At 68.5% G+C, this 19612-nt stretch carries 20 protein-coding genes; 8 read left to right on the forward strand and 12 right to left on the reverse strand.

Going from position 1 to position 19612, the window contains the following annotated elements; all coding sequences use genetic code 11:
- Nucleotides 1-87: 87 nt before the first annotated feature.
- Genes ACGFIO_RS01360 through ACGFIO_RS01375 form a run of 4 tightly spaced genes read left to right on the forward strand, consistent with a single transcriptional unit; the run spans nucleotide 88 to nucleotide 5685 of the window.
- Complete coding sequence (locus ACGFIO_RS01360) at nucleotides 88-861, forward strand: hypothetical protein (protein ID WP_392820522.1); 774 nt, start codon at nucleotides 88-90, stop codon at nucleotides 859-861.
- Nucleotides 854-1798: a DMT family transporter gene (locus tag ACGFIO_RS01365; RefSeq protein WP_392822524.1), complete on the forward strand. Its 945-nt coding sequence runs from the start codon at nucleotides 854-856 to the stop codon at nucleotides 1796-1798. Before ACGFIO_RS01360 ends, ACGFIO_RS01365 begins: the two co-directional genes overlap by 8 nt.
- Entirely contained in the window at nucleotides 1795-2538 is a 744-nt protein-coding gene (locus ACGFIO_RS01370) for an SDR family NAD(P)-dependent oxidoreductase (protein WP_392820524.1), read from the forward strand. Before ACGFIO_RS01365 ends, ACGFIO_RS01370 begins: the two co-directional genes overlap by 4 nt.
- 18 nt (nucleotides 2539-2556) lie before the next feature.
- On the forward strand, nucleotides 2557-5685 hold the full coding sequence (locus tag ACGFIO_RS01375; RefSeq protein ID WP_392820526.1) for an SUMF1/EgtB/PvdO family nonheme iron enzyme: 3129 nt from the start codon (nucleotides 2557-2559) through the stop codon (nucleotides 5683-5685).
- Between the two features lie 220 nt (nucleotides 5686-5905).
- On the opposite strand, the gene ACGFIO_RS01380 is transcribed toward ACGFIO_RS01375, so the two are convergent.
- The 5 genes from ACGFIO_RS01380 to ACGFIO_RS01400 form a co-directional block, all read right to left on the reverse strand.
- Entirely contained in the window at nucleotides 5906-6553 is a 648-nt protein-coding gene (locus tag ACGFIO_RS01380) for an NADPH-dependent F420 reductase (protein ID WP_392820529.1), read from the reverse strand.
- A 330-nt stretch (nucleotides 6554-6883) separates the two neighbouring features.
- Nucleotides 6884-7828 (reverse strand): LacI family DNA-binding transcriptional regulator, encoded by a 945-nt coding sequence (locus tag ACGFIO_RS01385; RefSeq protein WP_392820532.1) that lies wholly within the window; start codon nucleotides 7826-7828, stop codon nucleotides 6884-6886.
- An 89-nt stretch (nucleotides 7829-7917) separates the two neighbouring features.
- Entirely contained in the window at nucleotides 7918-9474 is a 1557-nt protein-coding gene (locus ACGFIO_RS01390; protein ID WP_392820535.1) for a protein kinase, read from the reverse strand.
- A 136-nt stretch (nucleotides 9475-9610) separates the two neighbouring features.
- Nucleotides 9611-10741, reverse strand: a complete 1131-nt coding sequence (locus tag ACGFIO_RS01395; protein ID WP_392820538.1) for a serine hydrolase domain-containing protein — start codon at nucleotides 10739-10741, stop codon at nucleotides 9611-9613.
- Between the two features lie 5 nt (nucleotides 10742-10746).
- Entirely contained in the window at nucleotides 10747-11157 is a 411-nt protein-coding gene (locus ACGFIO_RS01400; RefSeq protein ID WP_392820541.1) for a VanZ family protein, read from the reverse strand.
- Between the two features lie 94 nt (nucleotides 11158-11251).
- On the opposite strand from ACGFIO_RS01400, the gene ACGFIO_RS01405 reads away from it, so the two are divergent.
- Both ACGFIO_RS01405 and ACGFIO_RS01410 read left to right on the forward strand, forming a co-directional pair.
- Nucleotides 11252-11857 carry a TetR/AcrR family transcriptional regulator gene (locus ACGFIO_RS01405; protein ID WP_392820543.1) on the forward strand — a complete coding sequence of 202 codons (606 nt, stop codon included), beginning with the start codon at nucleotides 11252-11254 and terminating at the stop codon, nucleotides 11855-11857.
- Entirely contained in the window at nucleotides 11854-13413 is a 1560-nt protein-coding gene (locus ACGFIO_RS01410; RefSeq protein ID WP_392820545.1) for an MDR family MFS transporter, read from the forward strand. Before ACGFIO_RS01405 ends, ACGFIO_RS01410 begins: the two co-directional genes overlap by 4 nt.
- Nucleotides 13414-13724: 311 nt before the next feature.
- Here ACGFIO_RS01410 and ACGFIO_RS01415 read toward each other — a convergent pair whose 3' ends face one another.
- From ACGFIO_RS01415 to ACGFIO_RS01430, 4 genes are all read right to left on the reverse strand, one after another.
- Nucleotides 13725-14582 (reverse strand): cupin domain-containing protein, encoded by an 858-nt coding sequence (locus ACGFIO_RS01415; protein ID WP_392820548.1) that lies wholly within the window; start codon nucleotides 14580-14582, stop codon nucleotides 13725-13727.
- A gap of 13 nt (nucleotides 14583-14595) precedes the next feature.
- Entirely contained in the window at nucleotides 14596-15489 is an 894-nt protein-coding gene (locus ACGFIO_RS01420; RefSeq protein WP_392820551.1) for an MBL fold metallo-hydrolase, read from the reverse strand.
- A 70-nt stretch (nucleotides 15490-15559) separates the two neighbouring features.
- Complete coding sequence (locus ACGFIO_RS01425; protein ID WP_392820553.1) at nucleotides 15560-15892, reverse strand: YnfA family protein; 333 nt, start codon at nucleotides 15890-15892, stop codon at nucleotides 15560-15562.
- 25 nt (nucleotides 15893-15917) lie between these two features.
- On the reverse strand, nucleotides 15918-16274 hold the full coding sequence (locus ACGFIO_RS01430) for an STAS domain-containing protein (RefSeq protein WP_392820555.1): 357 nt from the start codon (nucleotides 16272-16274) through the stop codon (nucleotides 15918-15920).
- A 276-nt stretch (nucleotides 16275-16550) separates the two neighbouring features.
- On the opposite strand from ACGFIO_RS01430, the gene ACGFIO_RS01435 reads away from it, so the two are divergent.
- Entirely contained in the window at nucleotides 16551-17516 is a 966-nt protein-coding gene (locus ACGFIO_RS01435) for an AraC family transcriptional regulator (protein WP_392820557.1), read from the forward strand.
- A gap of 116 nt (nucleotides 17517-17632) precedes the next feature.
- Here ACGFIO_RS01435 and ACGFIO_RS01440 read toward each other — a convergent pair whose 3' ends face one another.
- Nucleotides 17633-17977, reverse strand: a complete 345-nt coding sequence (locus ACGFIO_RS01440; protein ID WP_392820560.1) for a hypothetical protein — start codon at nucleotides 17975-17977, stop codon at nucleotides 17633-17635.
- 402 nt (nucleotides 17978-18379) lie between these two features.
- Between ACGFIO_RS01440 and ACGFIO_RS01445 the strand changes: the two genes are divergently transcribed.
- Nucleotides 18380-18664, forward strand: a complete 285-nt coding sequence (locus tag ACGFIO_RS01445) for a hypothetical protein (protein ID WP_392820563.1) — start codon at nucleotides 18380-18382, stop codon at nucleotides 18662-18664.
- 100 nt (nucleotides 18665-18764) lie between these two features.
- Here the strand turns inward: ACGFIO_RS01445 and ACGFIO_RS01450 are convergent, their stop codons facing one another.
- Both ACGFIO_RS01450 and ACGFIO_RS01455 read right to left on the reverse strand, forming a co-directional pair.
- Nucleotides 18765-19127 carry a DUF4180 domain-containing protein gene (locus tag ACGFIO_RS01450; RefSeq protein ID WP_392820565.1) on the reverse strand — a complete coding sequence of 121 codons (363 nt, stop codon included), beginning with the start codon at nucleotides 19125-19127 and terminating at the stop codon, nucleotides 18765-18767.
- Entirely contained in the window at nucleotides 19124-19594 is a 471-nt protein-coding gene (locus ACGFIO_RS01455; protein WP_392820568.1) for a helix-turn-helix domain-containing protein, read from the reverse strand. The genes ACGFIO_RS01450 and ACGFIO_RS01455 overlap by 4 nt, the downstream gene beginning before the upstream one ends.
- Between the last annotated feature and the right edge of the window lie 18 nt (nucleotides 19595-19612).

A 19612-nucleotide genomic window follows, 5' to 3' on the forward strand; every position in this document is an offset into this window, starting at 1 on the left:
TCCCGGCCGCCGATCGGAGAGACTGCGTTGAGTGCGACTGGCAAGCGTGTGCGGCTGAATCGACTCCTCGGCCGCGGCCGAATGATCATGGTTCCGTTCGATGACGACTTGATCAATGGACCGTTCGACGGCCTCGCCGATCCACTCGATCGACTCCGGCGTTGCGCTGCGAACATCGACGCTGTCCTCGGCTATCGCCGGCTGTTCGACAGGTACACCAGTGAGGGGATAGCACTACCCTTCGTCCTCAACCTGACCGGCAGCACAGTACTTCGCGATCACACACGCAAAGTGCTGGTCGGTACTGTGGACGCCGCTCTCCGAGCCGGCTGTGATGCAGTCGCCGTACACGTCAATCTGTCTTCTGTGCACGAGTCCACGATGCTGGCCGGTTTGGCCAAGATCGGCGAAGACTGCGACAGGCTGGGCATGCCCCTTGCGGCGATCATGTATCCGCGCCGGGAGACGGACGGAGCCGATGACAACTACCTGAGCTTAAAGCGACGTGACATCACGTCGTACGCGCGGTTGGTACAGCACTGCGTTCGCGTGGGAGTAGAACTTGGTGCGGACCTGGTGAAAACGCAGTACACGGGCGACCCTGACAGCTTTGGCACCGTCATCTCTACGGCCATGGGTGTTCCTGTGATAGTTGCAGGTGGCCCGAAGGTTTCGACGGAGCAGGCCCTGCGCAACGCGCATGGTGCGATAGCTGCTGGCGCGGCGGGAGTGTGCTTCGGCCGCAACACCTACAACAGGACAGATACGGCAGCCTTCGTCCAGCAACTAGCGAAGGTGGTCCACAGTGGGGTCAACCCGGACAGCCTCATCGATGGCCGCAGCGCCACCATCGATGCATAGCCACAACCGGCGGGCAGCCACACACCTCGCTGCGGTCGGAGGCACGGCCGCTGTGGCGCTGGTCTGGGGAACCAGCGGCGCAATCGTTCGCCTCCTTCCACTTCCGGCCGCCGAGATTGCCTGCCTCCGTGCGGCTTTCGGCGCAGTGACGCTGGGCTTGTGGTTCTTGATGCGTCGCCGGCCTTTCGACTGGAGCGCGGCCAGGCCGTCTCTCCCCTCGTTGCTAGTGTCCGGCCTCCTACTCGCGGCGCATTGGCTGACTTACGTCATGGCTCTTCAGCGCGCTCCGATCGGCACAGTCCTGACCGGTATCTACATGGCCCCGATCCTGATCGCCGTGTTCGCACGCCGGGCCTTGAGCGAACAACTGACACGGCTAGGTTGGACCGCCGTTCTGCTGTCGGTGCTGGGTAGTGCGATGGTACTGCGGCCAACTGCCGCGGGCGGCTGGGCTGGCGTGGGCCTGATCTCGTTCTCAGCGATCACCTATGCCGGTTCGATCATCGCCAGCAAGTCGGCATTGCGGGCTCTTTCCGCATCAACTGTTGCCGCCGGCCAGCTAGGCGTCACCGCTGTTGTGCTTTCACCGGTGATGCTGATCGGCTTCGTAGCGCTGTCGTCAAGCGATATCGCTCTGCTCGGCGCTCTCGGGGTCGTTTACAGTGCAGTCGCCATGTTGGCTTACCTCGCCGCTCTCAACAACATCTCGGTCGTCTCATCGGCGGTACTCCTCTGCCTGGAGCCGGTGTCGGGGTTCGTCACGGGATGGATCACACAGGGTGAACGTTTTGGCGTCTTGACGGCCATCGGCGTCGCAGCGGTGCTGACAGCGGGGACGTTCACCACGATCACCACAGCAGGGGCAGTGAAGCAAACAGTCACCGGTGCGGAGTCATCCGCGCCGGGGACCACCCATGAAGAGGAGCAAAAAGCATGAGGCTGGCCGGGAAGGTCGGGGTTGTCACTGGTTCGTCCCGAGGGATCGGCCGGGCCATTGCCGTCGCGTTGGCCGAGAAGGGGGTGCGGGTCATTGTCAACTCCCGCTCCGACCGAGCCGGTGGCCGAGACGTGGTCAACGAGATCGTTGCCGCAGGGGGTGAGGCCGTTTACCAGGAAGGCGATGTCACGGTCGAAGCCGACGTCGACACCCTGCTCCGCGCGGCCGAGTCGACGTTCGGCCAGATCGACATTCTCGTAAACAACGCCGGTCGAACGGAGCCTTCGTCGTTCGAGTCAGCCACGATCGAGCACTGGCAACGGATGTTGGATCTCAACTTCATGTCGGCGGTGCTGTGCTCCCGACGTGCGCTGAAGTCGATGCCCCCGGGAGGCACCATCATCAACACATCGTCGTCGCGTGGATTCGATGCCAACGGCAGGGAGGGCGTGATAGCTTATTCTGCCGCGAAATCGGCGATCCACAACCTCACCCGGACACTCGCCAAGCAGCTCGCGCCCGACGTTCGCGTCAACGCGGTGGCGCCGGGCTTCGTTGCTACCTCCTACATGGATCGGGTCAGTGAGGAGCAGAAGGAGCAGTGGCTCGACATCATCCCGCTGCGCCGCTTCATCACACCGGAGGAGATCGCCCGTGTCTACGTCTTTCTGGCCGAGGCGGACTTCCTCACCGGGACCATCGTCAACGCAGACGCCGGATTTACCCTGGGGCGCGGGTGACTCGGTGAAAGGGCAGCGGTGAACGGAGCTCCTCCCAAAGTCTTCATCTCGTACCAGCGAGATTCGGCGCACGTTGCCGTACGGCTGCATGCCGCGTTGAACGATGCGGGCTTCGTGGTCTGGCTCGACACCGAGCAGATCCGCCACACCGACCGCTGGTCGGTGGCCGTCGATCAGGCACTACGCGAGTCAGACTCCATGGTGCTTCTGCTGACGCAGGCCGCGAACCGCTCTGTCGAAGTGTTCAACGAGTGGTTCTACTTCTACCGGATGCGCAAGCCTCTGCACGTCGTCCGGCTCGACGACGTGCAGCCTCATTATCAACTCATGCCGTTCCAGCGGATCGACTGGGCTGGGCGGACTGATGATGAGCTTTCGACACTCGCCCAGCAACTGATCGACGCAATTAACGCCGATCCGGACGAAGGCCGCCGGGCACCCGCGCCCGCCCCAGACACGGTCGTCACGACACCTCTTGCACCTGCTCGCAACACCTCCAGTGCCTTCCAGGCTCTTCAACAGGCGATTCGGAGTTCCGAGCAATCGGTGGCGCTACGCCCAGACGAACTGCAGAAGATGCAGCTACACATGGCCAGCACCATGGAGGAGTATTACCTCACCTGTTATGCGCGCTGGTGCGGGCCGCAATACCAGCTCGACCGCCGATTCGTCCGGCTGAACCTGGTTTACGACGAAGGCACAGGGTCGCCGGACCGGTGGGTCACTATGCCGAGCGTCCGGGAGAGCGATGACCTGAACGACGTTCTGGAAAATTCGAACTCCTTTGCCTACGTGCTGCTGGGAGCGCCCGGGTCGGGTAAGACCACGTTGCTGCGCCGGCTCGAGATGGACATCGCCCGTAAGTCGATCATGGAACCCCACACCAGGTCGGTGGTGCCTTTCTCGGTCTCCCTCGCCGAGTTCGGATTGGGTCACGGTGGCCAGATTCCAGATCCCCTCGAGTGGTTGCAGCAGAAGTGGTCCGGGCGTAACCCACAGCTCCCGGATCTGCGTGAACTGCTCAACGAAGGTCGCGTACTGCTGCTGGTGGACGGGCTCAACGAGCTGGCGCACCGAGAAGGCGCCGACCTTCGTCTCCGCATCGACGCATGGCGCGCGTTCCTCTACGAGCAAATTCGCGATATCCCGGGCAACCGAGCGCTGTTCAGCTGCCGCACGTTGGACTACGGCGCGATGCTGAGCACCAAGGACGTCGGCGTGCCGCACATCCGGCTCGAGCCGATGACGCAGAGCCAAGTTTTCGCGTACGTTGATCTTCACCTTCCGGAGCAGACCGAGATGGTTCGCGCCTCGCTGCTACGCGACCCGCGAACGCTGTCCTTCTACCGGACTCCGTACATGTTGCGGTTGCTCGTGAGCCAGGTGCGCACGATCGGGACAGTCCCGGTCGGCCGCGCCGACGCTTTCAGCTCGATGATCCGCGAGCTGCTTCGTCGTGAAATCCTCGCCGCGAACCCCCGCCTCGCCGACTCAGAACTGCTAACCGAACGGGAGCAGCGTCGGCTGCGCGACGGCGTCCGCGATCCGATGTGGCTGCCGAGCGGTGGTCAGTTCATCCCCGCATTGACCCGGCTGGCCTATCAGATGCAGACCACCAAACTCGGCCACGACAAGGGCTCCGTCGTCGTGGACTACGAGACTGCGGTCGTCCTACTCAACGGACTGGCCCGTTTGGCCGAGGCATCACTGCATGTGGGGTTCGATACCGGGATCCTTGATGAGCACGAAGAGACTGTGCGCTTCTTCCACCAACTCCTCCAAGAATTCTTCGCCGCGCGCCAACTCGCCATCGCTGAAGAACTCCCCCATGTGGCGATCGATACGCAAGCACACAGCGTCACCCCAGACCTGGAAACGCAGTTGAGTCAGCTCGCCCCTGGCGAGCCCCTGCCACCGCTGCCGAGCACAGGGTGGGAGGAGACCACAATCATGGCGGCAGCTCTGACCCCTGACCCGGACACATTCGTTCGCCGGGTACTCGGCGTCAATCCCGGACTCGCCGGACGATGTGTGGCGTCGGCGGACGTGCAGTGCTCGGCCGATGTTCATCGTGAGACAGCAGATCGACTCGTCACTGGGGTTGCGGATCCAGAACAGGACTTGCGCGCCCGTATCTCGTTCGGTCGGGCTCTCGGTCTAATTGACGATCCACGCTTTGAAACCGTCACGGGCGCACACGGCAACGCCCTTCTACCAAAGTTTGCGCAGATCACGGCCGGAACCCACCTAGTCGGAGCTGACCGCAGTCCGTACCCGCTGGAGAGTCCTGCTCACGAGGTGTCCCTGCCGGCATTCGAAGTAGCGGTCACGCCTGTGACGAACGCCGAATATGCCCTGTTCATCGCCGCAGGGGGATATCAAGACGAACGTTGGTGGCGGACTGATGCGGCCAGACAATGGTTGTCGGGTGACGGTCTCCTCGGTCAGATCGCCGACGAGTGGATCAAGAAGCGCAACAATCTCCGGAGACGACCGCGTCTACCTGTAGAGATGCTTGCCGCCGGCACCGCCACGCTGGTCCAGGCGGTGGGCATGGTGAAGCTGACGGGCATGACGGACGAACAACTTGGTGCTGCTCTCGCCGAGGTGTACAGCGTCGGGAATCACCGCGCGCCGGCCTACTGGCACGACTTCCAGTTCAACAGTCCATCGTGTCCTGTTGTCGGCGTCAGCATCTATGAGGCCGAGGCCTACTGTGCCTGGCTGAGCGCCACCACCGGGCAGTCGTACCGGCTCCCGACCGAGCATCAATGGGAGGTTGCCGCCGGCATCGGCGGAACGGTCTATCCCTACGGCGACATCTTCGACCAATACTCAAGCAATACCTTCGAACTGCACATACGCACCACTACGCCGGTCGGCATCTTCCCGACCGGCGTAACGAGTACGGGCTGCCACGACATGTCCGGCAACGTCTTCGAGTGGACTGCGAGCGAGTACCGGCCCTACCCGTACGACGGCGGGCTTCGCGGGTCGGATGTTCCCGGGACGGCCCGCATCTGCCGAGGTGGTTCTTGGCGTCACCATCAGATTCGAGCCAGGGTTGCCTATCGCGGGCGCGGACAATGCTTTGTCCGTAACGACGATCTTGGCTTTCGTCTCGCACGGCACCAGACGAGAGAGTAGCGAGCTGGATATGGTTGTCGGCGCTGCCAATCGGGCCGGAGCTGCGCCTACCGGGCCGTGAATCTCGTCGGTGGTAGTCATGCTCTAGCCCCAAAGAGCTGGTTGGTGACCGACTCGTCTGGCCGGTCGACCACTGGCTGCGGTGCCCGGTGTTTGCGGTCGTGCTGGCCTGAGCCGGCGTGCTCGGATCGGCGCCGATATCGCCCCGTCCGAGTGATGGTTACTGGTCGCGGTAGCGCTTAGCCGCGGCCAGTTGGAGGGCCAGCTCGGCAGCGATGGCGGGCGGTTCCGTCTTGTACGGGGCGACGTAGGCCGGAGTGTCGCGCTGGAAGCGCCAGCCCTCGGCCAGCCGGCCGGCGTCGTACGTCTCGAACCCTATGGCCTTGAAGAATTCGGCCACCGTCTTTTTCGCCGCGGGGTCGTCGCCGGCGATGGGCAGCGTTGTGCCGGCGGGGCTGTCGGCCAGGTCCACGTAGTGAATGTTGTTGAAGCCCTTGACCACAGTGGACTCCGGCAGGTGGGACTGCAGGAGCTCGCTGGTCGTGGTCGACTCGTCGTCGAGGGCGGCGAACTGGCCGTCGCGCTCGGGGTAGTAGTTGTTGGTGTCGATGACCACCTTGCCACGCAGCGGTTCGACCGGCACCTGCTGGTACGCCTTCAGCGGCACGGTCACTACCACGATGTCACCGGCCGCCGCCGCCTCGGCCGCGGTGGCCGCCCGGGCTTTGGGGCCGAGCTTGCCGACGAGGCCGGTCAGTGTCTCGGGGCCGCGGCTGTTGCTCAGCACCACGTCGTAGCCGGCGTCCACGGCCAGCTTGGCCACCGTGCTCCCGATGAAGCCGCTGCCGATCAATCCGATTGTCGTCATTCCCGCCGCAACCTCGCCGCGGCCGAGCTCATTCCCTACCCGCCGATGGGACATCGGCACTGGGAGTAGGCCGCCGACCTGAAGAACGGGCCGCAGGCACGGGAAAGGAGACGTGGGCGCCGACTCCGCCGAACGATCCCGCACCGCCGCTATGACGAGGATCGCAGCGGCCAGGCTCACGGCCGCGGCCACCAGGAGGAAGCGTGCACTGGGCGACCGTCGGGCCGCCGACCCGGCCGGCCCGCCGGCCCCGACGTCCACGCCCGCCTGCGGTGCGACGCCGGGCACGACATCCGGCCCGGCGAGCTCGCGGTGGTGGCACGCCCGGAGCTACGCCAACGCCGGACCGATTGAGGCGCGGTCCACGAAGACCGGGCCGGCCGTCGTCACGGGCGCCGGGAACTCCTTGCCGTCGATCGCCTCGAGCAGCAGCCGGGCGGCCAGCCGGCCGTCGTCGTACGGGTCCCGGCCGGCCGTGGACAGCGCCGGGTGCAGCAGCCCGGCCACGGTCAGGTCGCCCCAGCCGACGACCGAGACGTCGGTCGGCACCCGCTGCCCGCGTCCGGCCAGGTCACGGAGGCACGCGGCGGCCGCCAGGTCGTCGGCGTGGACGATCGCGGTGGCCCGGTCGGTATCGCTGCCGACCACGTCGTGCTCGCGGAAGCACGTCTCGAAGAGCTCGCGGCGCGACCGGGGCAACCCCACCAGCGCGACGCGGCGATGGCCCAGCCCGGCCAGGTGGGCGACGACGGCGGCGACCGCGGCGGACTCGTCGTGGACCAGCACCGGCATGGTGGTCGGCTCGGGTGGGCGGCCCAGGCTGACGTACGGCAGGCCGGTCTTCGCCAGCAGCCGGAACCGCGTGTCGTCGGGCCGCGGGTCGACGACGACCAGGCCGTCGACCCGGCCGTCAAGGGCCAGCCGGTGGTAGGCGCTCTCCTCCGCCTCGGGATCCTGCACCACCTCGGTGACCAGCGAGTACTGGGCGGTCACGAGCGTGCTGTGCAGCCCGGCCATCAGCCGGAGCCACCAGTCGGCGGGCGCGGCCGGGAAGATCAGGCCGATGGCGTACGCCCGGGAGGCGGACAGTGCCCGCGCCCGGAAACTCGGCGTCCACCCCATCGAGCGGGCCGTCTCCACGATGTGGGCGCGGGTCGACTCCCTGACTCCGGGGCGATCGTTCAGCGCGTACGAGACCAGGGTCTTACTGACCCCGGCGGCTCGCGCCACATCGCTGATCCGGACAGCCTGCCGCCGACCCGTCACGCCACTCATGCACCCCGTCGCTTTCCGTTCAACTCCCCGACCGATGGGGGATCAGGAAGTAGTACGGGAAATATCCGGGTTCCGGCTCAATCCAAAGATCACAACGGCAGATTGACCGTCGCCGGCTGTCCTCCGACGCAGGTCACGGTCATCCGGATGCGCTGATTCCTCTGCTTGAAGACGGCCGCGGTGGTGGCGGCGGGGCCGGGGTTCACCTTCTGGACCTTCCACGGGTCCTGCGGATCCCAGTCCAGCAGCCGCGCCTTGCCGCCGGAGCACTCGGCCGTCACCCGGCCGGCTTTCGAGGTCAGCACCTTGGTGCGCGGGGCGCTGCTGGTCGACGGCGGTGTCGAGGGCTCCGCGCTGGGCGTCGCCGAGGTGTTGGCCGAGCTGGGCGCGGGCGTGGTCGGGGCGGCGGTGGTCGGTACCGCCACCGAGTCGTCCTTGCCCGGCGTCGTCCCCTGGCCCGCGCCGCCGGCCGGGGTGGTCGGGCGCCGCCCCGGACCGGTCGTGCCCGTCGCCGCCGGACCCGGCGTGTTCGACGGCGCGACGGGAGCGATCCCGGCCCGCGGCCGGTCGCCGCCGCCCTCGGCCGACTCGGGCCGGAACGCCCACACCAGCAGCGCGGCGACCACCACGACAGCCACTCCGCCGGCCGCGAGAAGGGTCCGCCGCCGGTGGTTCCGCGCCGGCGCCGCGGGGGTCAGGGTGGCGACCGCGGCCACCGGCGCCGCGTTGGTGCTCTTCGATCCGGCGGTACGCTCGTTGCCCGACCGGCCCGGGCCGATCTTGGCCGCGTTGCCGGTCTTGGCCCCGGGCACCAGCCGGCGCGGCGCGTTCGGCGCGTCGGCCGCCTCCAGCAGCGTCTCGGACACCTCGGCCGCGCTCGGCCGCTCCGCCGGGTCCTTGAGCAGGCAACGGCTGACCAGGTCGTGCACGCCGGCCGGGACGCCGGTCAGCTCGGGCAGCGGCTCCGGCTCGACGTAGACGTGGGCGTCCAGCATCTGGGTGGTGGTGTCCACGCTCCACGGGGAGTTGTCGGCCAGCATCCGGTAGAGCAGGACGCCGAGCGCGTACACGTCGGAGGCGGGCTCGATGCGGTCGCTGAGCAACCGTTCCGGGGCGAGATAGGCCGGCGTGCCGAGCAGTTCGTCGTCGGGGCGGCCCGGCCCGGCCGACGCCGCGATGCCGAAGTCCACCACCTTGGCCCGGGCCGGGGTGACCATCACGTTGGCCGGCTTGATGTCGCGGTGCACCAGGCCGTGGGCGTGCGCGGCGGCCAGCGCGGCCGCCACCTCACCGCCGATCCGGAAGGCGGCCCGCGGCGGGACCGGGCCCTGCAGCACCCGCTCAGCCAGCGTCGGGCCGTTGATCAGCTCCATCACGACGTACGGCAGCTTCATCCCGCCGTCGTCCGACTCGCCGTAGTCGTAGATCTGGGTGATGTTGGGATGCGAAATGGTGGCGGCGGCGCGGGCCTCGGCCTGGATGCGGGCACGTGACTGGGCGTCGTCGGCGTACCGCCCGGCGAGCACCTTGATCGCCACCGGCCGGTTGAGGACCTCGTCGTGTGCTTTCCACACGACGGCCATGCCGCCACTGCCGAGCTCGTTCAGCAGCTTGTAGCGGCCGCCGAGACTCTGCTGCACCTCCACCCGAGGCAGTCTGCCAACCACGAGCGGAATTGGCTAACCCACAGCTAAGGAAATTAATCTGATTACGGTTTTGAGTAGTACGTCATGTCGCATTTGATGGGCGAAGTCCATCCTTTCGGCAAAGCGCTCACATTTATCACGGGCAGTCGGCGAAGCGGACGAACTCGGCCATGCCGCGGCCGAACAGGAATGGCGTCGACTGGGTCATCGCGATGGCGACGATCCGCTGCTCGGGGTCGACGAAGAAGTCGGTGCCGTAGCCGCCCGACCAGCCGTACCGGCCGGTGTCGCGCTCGATGCCCAGGCCCATCCCGTAGCCGTTGCCGTTGAGCAGGAACGAGCCGCCGGCAATCTGCTCCGGCGTCAGATGGTTGCTGGTCATCAGTTCGATCGCGTGTTCGGACAACAGCCGGGTGCCGCCGTGCACGCCCCGGTTCAGCAGCAGCCGCGCGAACGCGAGATAGTCGTCGACGGTCGAGGCCAGGCCGCCGGCTCCGGACGGGAACGGCGGCTCCTCGATCCAGTGTTCGGGCCGGGTGGCGGCGTTCTCGCCCTCCGTCCCGTACTGCGCCGGCAACCGCCCGGCCCGGTCCCGGGGCAGCGCGAAGCCGGTGTGTGTCATGCCCAGCGGCTCGAAGACCCACTCGGCCAGCACCGCGCCCAGCGGCTTGCCGGTGGCCCGGCTGATCAGGGCACTCAGCACCAGCGACCCGGTGTTGTACATCCACTTCTCGCCCGGCTGGTGGATCAGCGGCAGCGAGGCGAACCGCCGCACCCACTCGTCGACGCCGAACGGCGACCGTGGCTCGGGCGGGCCGAACATCAGCTCGAGATCCTGCCCGCGCCGCACCACCGGCACCGGCGGCTCCATCTCGGGCTCCACGATCATCCCGTGGCCGAGCCGGAAGGTGAGCAGGTCGTCCACGGTGACCGGGCGGTGCGGCGGCACCGTGTCGTCCAGTTCGGCGTCGTACGCCCGCAGCACCCGCTGCCCGGCCAGTTCCGGCAGCAGCCGCTGGACCGGCTCCTCGAGGTCGAACAGGCCGTCCTCGGCCAGCATCAGCGCGGCCGCCGCGACGATCGGCTTGGTCATCGAGGTGATCCGGAACGGGGTGTCCCGCCGCATCGGCACGTCGCCGCCGAACGCGGTCACGCCGATCTCCTCGACCGTCACGTCGTCGTCGCGGGCCACCAGGGTCACGAGACCGGGCAGCTCGCCCTGGTCGACCAGGGCCGTCATGGCCGCGCGGAGCTCTTCGGTTGGCATGCCGCTCAGCCTGCCAGGGCCTCCCGCCGGGACGCGAGCCTCAGCAGCCACCAGCCGATCAGCGCGCCGCCGGTGTTGGCGATCAGGTCGTTGACGTCGACCGTACGGCGGCTCCCGATGGTCACGTCGAGCAGCAGCTGGGTCAGCTCGATGCTCAGCGACGCGCTCAGGGCGAGCCAGCCGATCCGGGTCGCCGTGGCTCCGGCGGCCGGCCACAGCAGCGGGATCAGGACGCCGAAGGGCAGGAACATGACCACGTTGAGGGTCATGCTGAGCGGGTCGACCACGAACGGGATCCAGCGGATCATGGCCTGCCACGGGACGTGGCCCCAGTAGTCGAAGGCGCGTACCGGCACCACCGTGACGGCGAGTACGCCGGCGGCGTACATCAGGAAGAGGACACGGACCCGCAGCACAACCGCAACGCTAGCCAACCGCCGGTAGTAACCCGCGTCACTGCACTCGATAAAAGTTTGCAGGCACTGCAATTTAGGCTCTACCGTTGCTCGGGTGACCGACCTGGGCCTGCGTGACCGCAAGAAACAGCAGACCAGGGCCGCCCTGACCGAGGCCGCCCTGCGCCTGGTGGATGAGCGCGGGCTCGACGCGGTGACCGTCGAGGACATCAGCGCCGCCGCCGATGTGTCCCCGCGGACCTTCTTCAACTACTTCGCCACCAAGGACGAGGCGCTGATCGGCGACCACACCGCCGACGACGACGTGATGCGCGAGCGGTTCCTCGCCGTCGAGCCGGCCCTGTCCGTCTTCGAGGCCATCCAGGTCGCGGCCGAACCGGTCATCGACGCGATCGACCGCGAACGTGAGCTCTGGCGCCGCCGCATCCGGGTGATGACCGCCAACCCCGAGCTCGTGGCCGGTCTGATGGTGCGCAGCGCCCGCTCCGAACGCGAGCTGATCGAGGCCATCGGCCGGCGCGCCGGCGTCGCACCGGACAGCGGCTGGCCCGTGCTGGCCGCCGGGGTGATCGGTGCCGTCTTCCGGTCCGCTCTGCTCAGCTGGGCCAAATCAGATGGTCGAACGTTCGCCGACCACGTGCACGAGGCCTTCGGCGCGATCGCCGCGGGCATGCCCGACCCCATTAAGGACCCGAAATGACATCAGTTGTGGAGGACGCCTCCAGCACCGGGCGGATGTCCCGGCGGGAGGTGATCCAGGCCCTCTCCGGCCTGATGCTCGGCATGTTCGTGTCGATCCTGGCGTCCACCATCGTGGCCAACGCCCTGCCGCGCATCATCGCCGACCTGGGCGGCACCCAGTCGGTGTACACCTGGATCGTCACCACCGAGTTGCTCGCGATGACCGCCACCGTCCCGCTGTGGGGCAAGATGGCCGACCTGATCAGCAAGAAGCTGCTGATCCAGCTGTCCCTGTCGCTGTTCGTGGCCGGTTCGCTGATCGCCGGCTTCACCCCGAACGTCGGCATCCTGATCCTCAGCCGCGTCGTGCAGGGCGTCGGCGCCGGCGGCATGACCGCGCTGGCGCTGATCGTGATGGCCGCGATGATCCCCCCGCGCGAGCTGGGCCGCTACTCCGGCGTCTTCGGTGCCGTGTTCGGTGTCGCCACCATCGCCGGCCCGCTGATCGGCGGCGTCCTGGTCGACACCAGCTGGCTCGGCTGGCGCTGGACGTTCCTGGTCGGCGTGCCGTTCTCACTGGCCGCGATCTTCCTGCTGCAACGCACCCTGCACCTGCCCGCGCAGCCCCGGCGGCAGGTCTCGATCGACTGGCTCGGCGCCTTCCTGATCACCGCCGGCGTCTCCGACCTGCTGATCTGGTCGACCCTGGCCGGCACCCAGTTCGACTGGGCGTCGTGGTCGACGGCCGCCTTCGTGGCCGGCGGCGTCATCCTGCTCGGCCTGGCCGTGCTGGTCGAGTCGCGCGCCCCCGAACCGATCATCCCGCTCAGCATCTTCCGCAACCGCACCGTCACCCTGGCCATCGTGGCCAGCACCCTGGTCGGCGTGGCCATGTTCGGCGGCACGGTCTTCCTGTCCCAGTACTTCCAGTTCTCGCTGGGCAAGACCCCGACGGTGGCCGGCCTGATGAGCCTGCCGATGATCTTCGGTCTGCTGGTCAGCTCCACCGTGGCCGGCCAGCTGATCACCAAGTACGGCCGCTGGAAGGCCTACCTGGTGGCCGGGGCCGTCATCATGGTCGCCGGCATGCTCCTGCTGAGCCGCATCGGCTCCGGCACCACCGTCGTCACGGTGTCGATCTACATGGCGGTCCTCGGCATCGGCGTCGGCATGCTCATGCAAAATTTGGTGCTCGCCGCCCAGAACGACGTGCCCGCGGCCGAGCTCGGCGCCTCGACGTCGTCGGTGACGTTCTTCCGCAGCATGGGCGGCGCGATCGGCGTGAGCGCCTTAGGCGCCGTCCTGGCCAACCGGGTGACCACGCTGTTCCAGGAGAAGTTCCCCAACCTGCCGGCCACCGGCGGCGGCGCCGAGGTCCCCGACATCACCAAGCTGCCGCCCGAGATCAAGGCCGTCATCGCCGACATCTACGGCCAGGCCACCGCCGACCTGTTCCTGGTCGGCGCGCCGATCGCCGCGCTCGCGGTGATCGCCGTCCTCTTCATCAAGGAGAAGCCGCTGCACACGCTGAGCGGCGACGAACGCGCCGCCCAGGAACGCATGGTCTCGCACTGACGTCCCTCCGGCCGGGGCGGGTCCAGCTTCGTGCGGACCCGCCCTTTCCCATGGGTACGCGCGTAACCTCCCCAACCGCAGGCACCAAGCCCCGTCCCCACTCCGCGGCCCACCCGGTGGGCCGCGGCCGCGAACGCGCCTCTCGCGCGACACCCCACCCCGCCATCCGTCCCGCCCAAACCCCCCGCTCCCACCACCAATCCCAGTGGCACCCCACCCCGCCATCCGCCCCGCGTGCAGCACCCGGGGCTACCACCGGGAGTCCGAGTGGTAGACCAGCGCGGCATTTGCCGGGCGCGTAGCGCCCGGGGCTACCACTGGGGGTCGGGGTGGTGGGAAGGGACGGTGGCGCGGTGGTCGTGGCGGTACCGGCCGGCGGGGATTCCGTACTCGCGCTTGAAGGCGGCGGCGAACGCGTACGGCGAGCCGTAACCGGTGCGCCGGGCGACAGTGGCCAGCGGGGCGTCGGTGGTTCGCAGCAGGCGGGCCGCCGTGGTCAGCCGCCACCACAGGAGATAGGTGAGCGGCGGCTGCCCGACCATCGTGGTGAACCGGCGGGCGAAGGCGGCCCGGGACAGCCCGGCCTCCGCGCCCAGCGACGCCACGGTCCATGGCTCGGCCGGATGCTCGTGCATCGCGCGCAACGCCCGGGCGATCACCGGGTCGGCCAGCGCCACACACCAGCCGGAGGTGCGCCACCGCGCCTGCTCGGCGCACCACGCCCGGATCAGATGAACGAACAGCACCTCCAGCAACGCCGGAACAACCACGTCGGTGCCCGGCGACGGCTCGATCACCTCACCGCGCAGGAGCCCGATCGTCGCCTGCAGACCCCCGTCGCGGGCCGGCAGGATCACCACGTCGGGAAAGTCCCGGACGATCGGATGGACCCGGTTCTGGTCGAGCTCACACCCGCCGCACAGCAGCTGAAGGCCACCGTCACCGGCATTCTCGAGGACGTGGGCGGTGCCGCGCGGCAACAGCACGGCGTCTCCCGGCCCCAGGGCCCCCACGCCGGTGACCGCGCAGCGACCCGTGACGACCACGTGGAACCGGGCCCCGGGGAAAGTGTCGAACTTCGCCGTCCACGACGGGTCGGCCGTCTCGGTCAGCGACACCCGCGGGCGGCCCGCTCGCATGGCGGCGATCGCGTCGCTCAGCACGTCCATTCCGGAGCCCCTCTCAGGCGGCCCATCTCTTGATCGAGAAGTTTCCGTTCGAGCGTGCCACCTCGACGGCGGCCGCCCCGCCGAGGTGCGCCGGCACGAGCAGGCTGTTGGTGGCGGCCGCCTCGGCCAGCACCCGGCGCCGGGAACGGGCGGCCTCGGCCTGGTCCTCGCTCAGGCAGGTGTCGTGGTCGGGTTGGAGGATCTGCAACGGCGTGTGCACGACATCCCCGACGAACAGCGCCCGGTCGGTGCCGGACTCGAGCCGCAGCACCGCCGAGCCCGGCGTGTGCCCGGGCGCCGGTTCCAGCGACAGGTCCGCGTCGATGCGGTAACTGTCACCCTCCCACAGCACCGCCTGCCCGGCCTGGTGCACCGGGAGGACGCTGTCGATGAACGAGGCGCGGATGTCCGAGGGCGAGGCGAACGTGCTCTTCGGCGTACCCCCGCCATCGGGGTTCCAATAGTCGTAGTCGGCCTTGCTGATCAGGTAGCGCGCACGCGGGAAGGTCGGGATCCAGTCGCCGTCGGCCAGCCGGGTGTTCCACCCCACGTGGTCGGCGTGCAGGTGGGTGTTGACGACCAGGTCGACGTCCGACGGCCGCACCCCGGCCGCCGCCAGGCGGGTCAGGAAGTCGCCGTCGCGCCGGTCGAGCACTTCGGCGTCGCGGGGCTTGTCGTTGCCGAGCCCGGTGTCGACCAGCACGGTACGGCCGGCGCTGCGCAGCACCCAGACCCGGAAGGTGGCCTGATAGTCGCCGTCGCGCACGAAGTCGGGGGCCAGCCATGACTCGTGTTCGCGCCACAGTTCCCCCGGCATCGTGGGGAACAGGACATCGACCGGGGCGAACGCGCCGCGCCACTCCGCGATCGGGAAGACCTCGACATCACCAAGAACGAATCTCTGCACGGATTCGACGGTAGGAAGCGGCGCCGAGACGCGAAATGCGTGAGGGTCTCGGCGTTTTGCGGCAGCGTCTTCAGCCGCGCGGGGCGTACATGATCACGGCCACGCCGGCCAGGCAGCAGGCGGCGCCGATCAGATCCCAGCGGTCGGGCCGGAAGCCGTCGACCAGCATGCCCCAGAGCAGGGAACCGGCCACGAAGACGCCGCCGTACGCGGCCAGGATCCGCCCGAAGTGGGGGTCGGGCTGAAGCGTGGCGACGAAGCCGTAGGCGCCGAGGGCCAGGACGCCCAGCCCGGCGAAGATCAGCCCGCGGTGTTCGCGGATGCCCTGCCAGATGAGCCACGCGCCGCCGATCTCGGCCATGGCCGCCACCACGAAGAGACCGATCGACCGCAGGACACCCATGGGTCCGAACGGTACGAGACGCCGATCAGGCCGGTCGCAGGCCCACCGACGTACGTGGCGACGGCGGCTCGGCGCAGCCCAGCAGGCCGACCAGGCCGGACACCCACAGCTGGCGGTAGACCGTCGGGCTGGGGTGGCTGACGACCAGCTTGACGTCGCTGGCGGCGGCCGTGTGGAAGCAGGCGACGAGGATGCCGATGCCGATGCTGTCGATCAACATCACCCGTTGTAGATCGAGGCAGATCTTGCCCGGCGTCGAGGAGGTGAGCACGTCGTTGACGGCGTCCCGCATCACGTGGGCATTGTCGAGGTCGATCTCACCACTTGGGGCGATCTCGACGGTGCCGTCGGCCAACTGGCGCGTGGTGATCGGCAGATACACGGCTGCCCTCTTCCTGGCGTCGTACGGCCGACGCCGACCTCTCCGCGGGGGTTCCGCTGCGCTGACCTGCCACGCATGCCGGCGCCCTGCCCTTGGCGCCCCGGGGACCGCGTTCAACAACAATCCGCTGGTCTGCAAGTTACGCCACGTAGGCGTGGAACGCCAGAGTAGTTCATATGGCCGGAATGTGCTGGAACGGTCAGGAGCAGTCCCGGACGTTGACGCCCGACGTCCACTTCCCCTTTACTCTGGGTATGCAATGGATCGCCTTCAGCCATGTCTGATCGTCCGTCGATGTCGCACTTCAACAGCGCAGACATCAACCAGGTACGGACCATGCTCAATCGGTTCTACTACCCGATCTCCGTCGGTGCACCCGAGGGCCACGACAGTTTCAAGATCGGCGCTGAAGTGATCCAACTCGGACCAATGACCATTGGCCACCTGACTTTCGGGGCCCCGGTGACCCTGATCGCCTCGGAACTCGACGCCTACCACGTCACGATCCCCACGACCGGCCGGATGCAGTCGCGGCACGCCGGGCGCGAGGTGCTGGCCCACCCGTCCACCGGCGCCGTCTTCGGGCCCGGAAACCCGGTCTACACGCTGCACAGCGCCGACTCGTCCGAGTTGGATGTGAAGATAGAGCGCCCCGCCCTGGAGGCGGAACTGGCGGCCCTGCTGGGTCACCCGATCGAGGGACCCCTGACCCTGCCGCCGGAGATCGACGTGTCCGGCGGCCCTGGGCTGAGCTGGTCCCGGCTGGTCCGGCAGATGCACGACGAGTGCGGGCACTCGGACAGCCTCATGCACCAACCGCCGATCGCCGGCCGGATGCGCCGGCTGATTCTCAGCGGCCTGCTGTACGCGCTGCCGCACAACTACCACGACGAGCTGACCGCCCCGCCGCAGCCGAGCCCGCCCCGCGCGGTCCGGCGGGCCCAGGAGGCGATCGAGGCCGAACCGGAGCGGGCGTTCACGGTGGCCGATCTGGCCGAGGTGGCCCGGGTGAGTGTGCGGTCGCTGCAGGACGGCTTCCGCAAGCACGCGGGTTGCTCGCCGATGAGCTACCTGCAGCGGGTACGCCTGCAGCGCGCGCACGAGGACCTGCTGCACGCCGACCCGGCCAAGGACACGGTGGCGTCGATCGCCCACCGCTGGGGTTTCGCGCATCTGGGCCGGTTCGCGTCGGCCTACCGGGCGCGCTTCGACGAGTCGCCGTCCGAGACCCTGCGGCGCTGACTGCCGTTCGCCAGGGCCGCCGCACCCACCCCGGGAAACCGCCGCGCGCAACCCGCGGAACCGGCGCGCTGGAGCCGCGAAATCGTCACATTCTGGTCAGTGGGCCGGGTGTGCCCTCATTCGCCGGGGTCGGTGCGGCGCCGACGGGGAAGCTCGCTCATCTTGCGGGTCGCGTCCCGGCCGCCGAGGAGGTGGCCGCGCGGCGGGACCCAGTCGCGCCAGGGGGCGAGGTGCGGCGGGACGGCCGCGGTCGCGCCGTCGCCGGCGCCACGGAGACTCTGGAGGTACGCGACGACACGCTGCGCGCCGGCGGATCCCTCGTCGGCCAGGCTCCGGAGCACGCGGAGAGTGTCGTCGAACGCCGGATCGCCGGGCTGGAGCCGGGAGAGCAGAGCCGCGAGGCCGCCCAGCGACTGCGCCACATCGCAGGCGTCACGCTCGGCGTCCGGCAGGTTGGACACTAGCGGCGTTCCTCACGATCGGTCATTTCGCTCACGTTCTCCTCGCCACCGCATGTGCTCGAACCAGGGGTTGCGCACACGTAACAAGCGAGAACGTATTCGTCTGGCTACTCAGCGTCCATCCGAAGAGCGCAGTCGTTGTCCGCTTCACGCTCACTTCGACGGCGGGCTCACTGATCGTCCGTTTCGCACCGGGCGACCTGGTGTATAGCCCCGCCAACCGCCCATCGACGCAGGTCACGGCGGCTGTCGGCGGGGTTGCCGGACGGACCGCTGGTCCGATTGGACCGCACCCCGCGAGCGGGCGGAATCCGTTGGCCGAGAACCACCCGGACGGGTCGCGGGTAGCTTTACCCGATCGTGGGTAGGACACGTTCGAGTCGCTCGTCGCAGGGAGGTCGGATGGAACCGAATCAGCCGCTCGAGGAGAGGCCCGAGGTCGCGGACGCGATCGAGGACGACGTCGCGGTGGACGCGTTCATCACCGGCGGCGGCCCGGACGCGGACACCCCCGAGTTCGTGGCGCCGGGCACGCGGGCCGAGTACCGCACCGGCGCCGAGCAGAACTGGGACCCGGAAGACCTGGCGGTCGCCCAGGGCAAGGACCCGACACCGGAGAACGTCGAACGGGCCCGCGCCGAGCTCGACCGCGACGGCGCCGCGGCGATCGAGCGCACCGTCCCCTGATCCCGTCCGCGGGGCGGCCTCCCACCGGTCCGCCCCGCGGGCGTCCCCGCCGGCGCCGACAAGAACGCGCTCGACCGGCATGCGCCGGGCCGGGTAGTGGTCAGCCGGACAGATGGCCGGCCAGCTCGTCGAGGTCGGCGACGAACCAGACGTGCCGCCCCCGGTTCGACTCCCGCACCAGGTCGCGCAGTGCGTCGCTGGCGGCCACGTGCACGGTGATGTCGCCGACCACGGCCAGCCGAATCCGGTAGTTGACGAACTTCTGCATGATCTCGCCGGCCAGTCCGCTCCGCAGCTGGAAGAAGCTGTCGTCGAGCCGCCCCACCGGTATCGCCACCACGTCGGCCCGGCCGAACGCGCCGCCGATCACGTCCAGCGCGTCCTGGGGCGTACTGATCGCCGGACCGTCGGCCGCGCACACCAGCACCGGGGTCCCGCCGCTGTCGACCACCGTGTCGCTCATTGCCCCTCCGCCTTCAGAAACGTGTCGATCGTCTGCAGCACGTCGCCGGTCGCGCTGGGCGGCCCGAGGACGATGAGCTTGAGGTGGCCGCGCGACGCGTCGTGCACCGTCTGCACGCGCAACCCCGGCACCTGCTGGGCGCCCGCCACCACCAGCGTGGTGAGCCGGTCGGCCAGGCCGACGGGCACGTCCTCGACCTCGACGACCGTTGTCACGTGCACGGTGGGCTCGGCGCGCGGGCGGCCGGTGAACGCGGCCAGGTCACTGTGGGCGACGCGGTACTGCTTACCGATGCGGACGGCGGGCAGCCGGCCGTCACGGATGTACCCACGCACCGTCCGCACGTGCAGACCCAGGATGCCGGCCACCTCATCCGGTGAGTGCCAATCCGGTGAGTGCCGGTCCAGTGAATGCCAATCCGGTGAGTGCCGGTCCAGTGAATGCCGGTCCGGTGAATGCCGCTCCATACTTCCCTATCGTACGCA

This window comes from Actinoplanes sp. NPDC049265 (assembly GCF_043197135.1).
Lineage (GTDB): Bacteria > Actinomycetota > Actinomycetes > Mycobacteriales > Micromonosporaceae > Actinoplanes.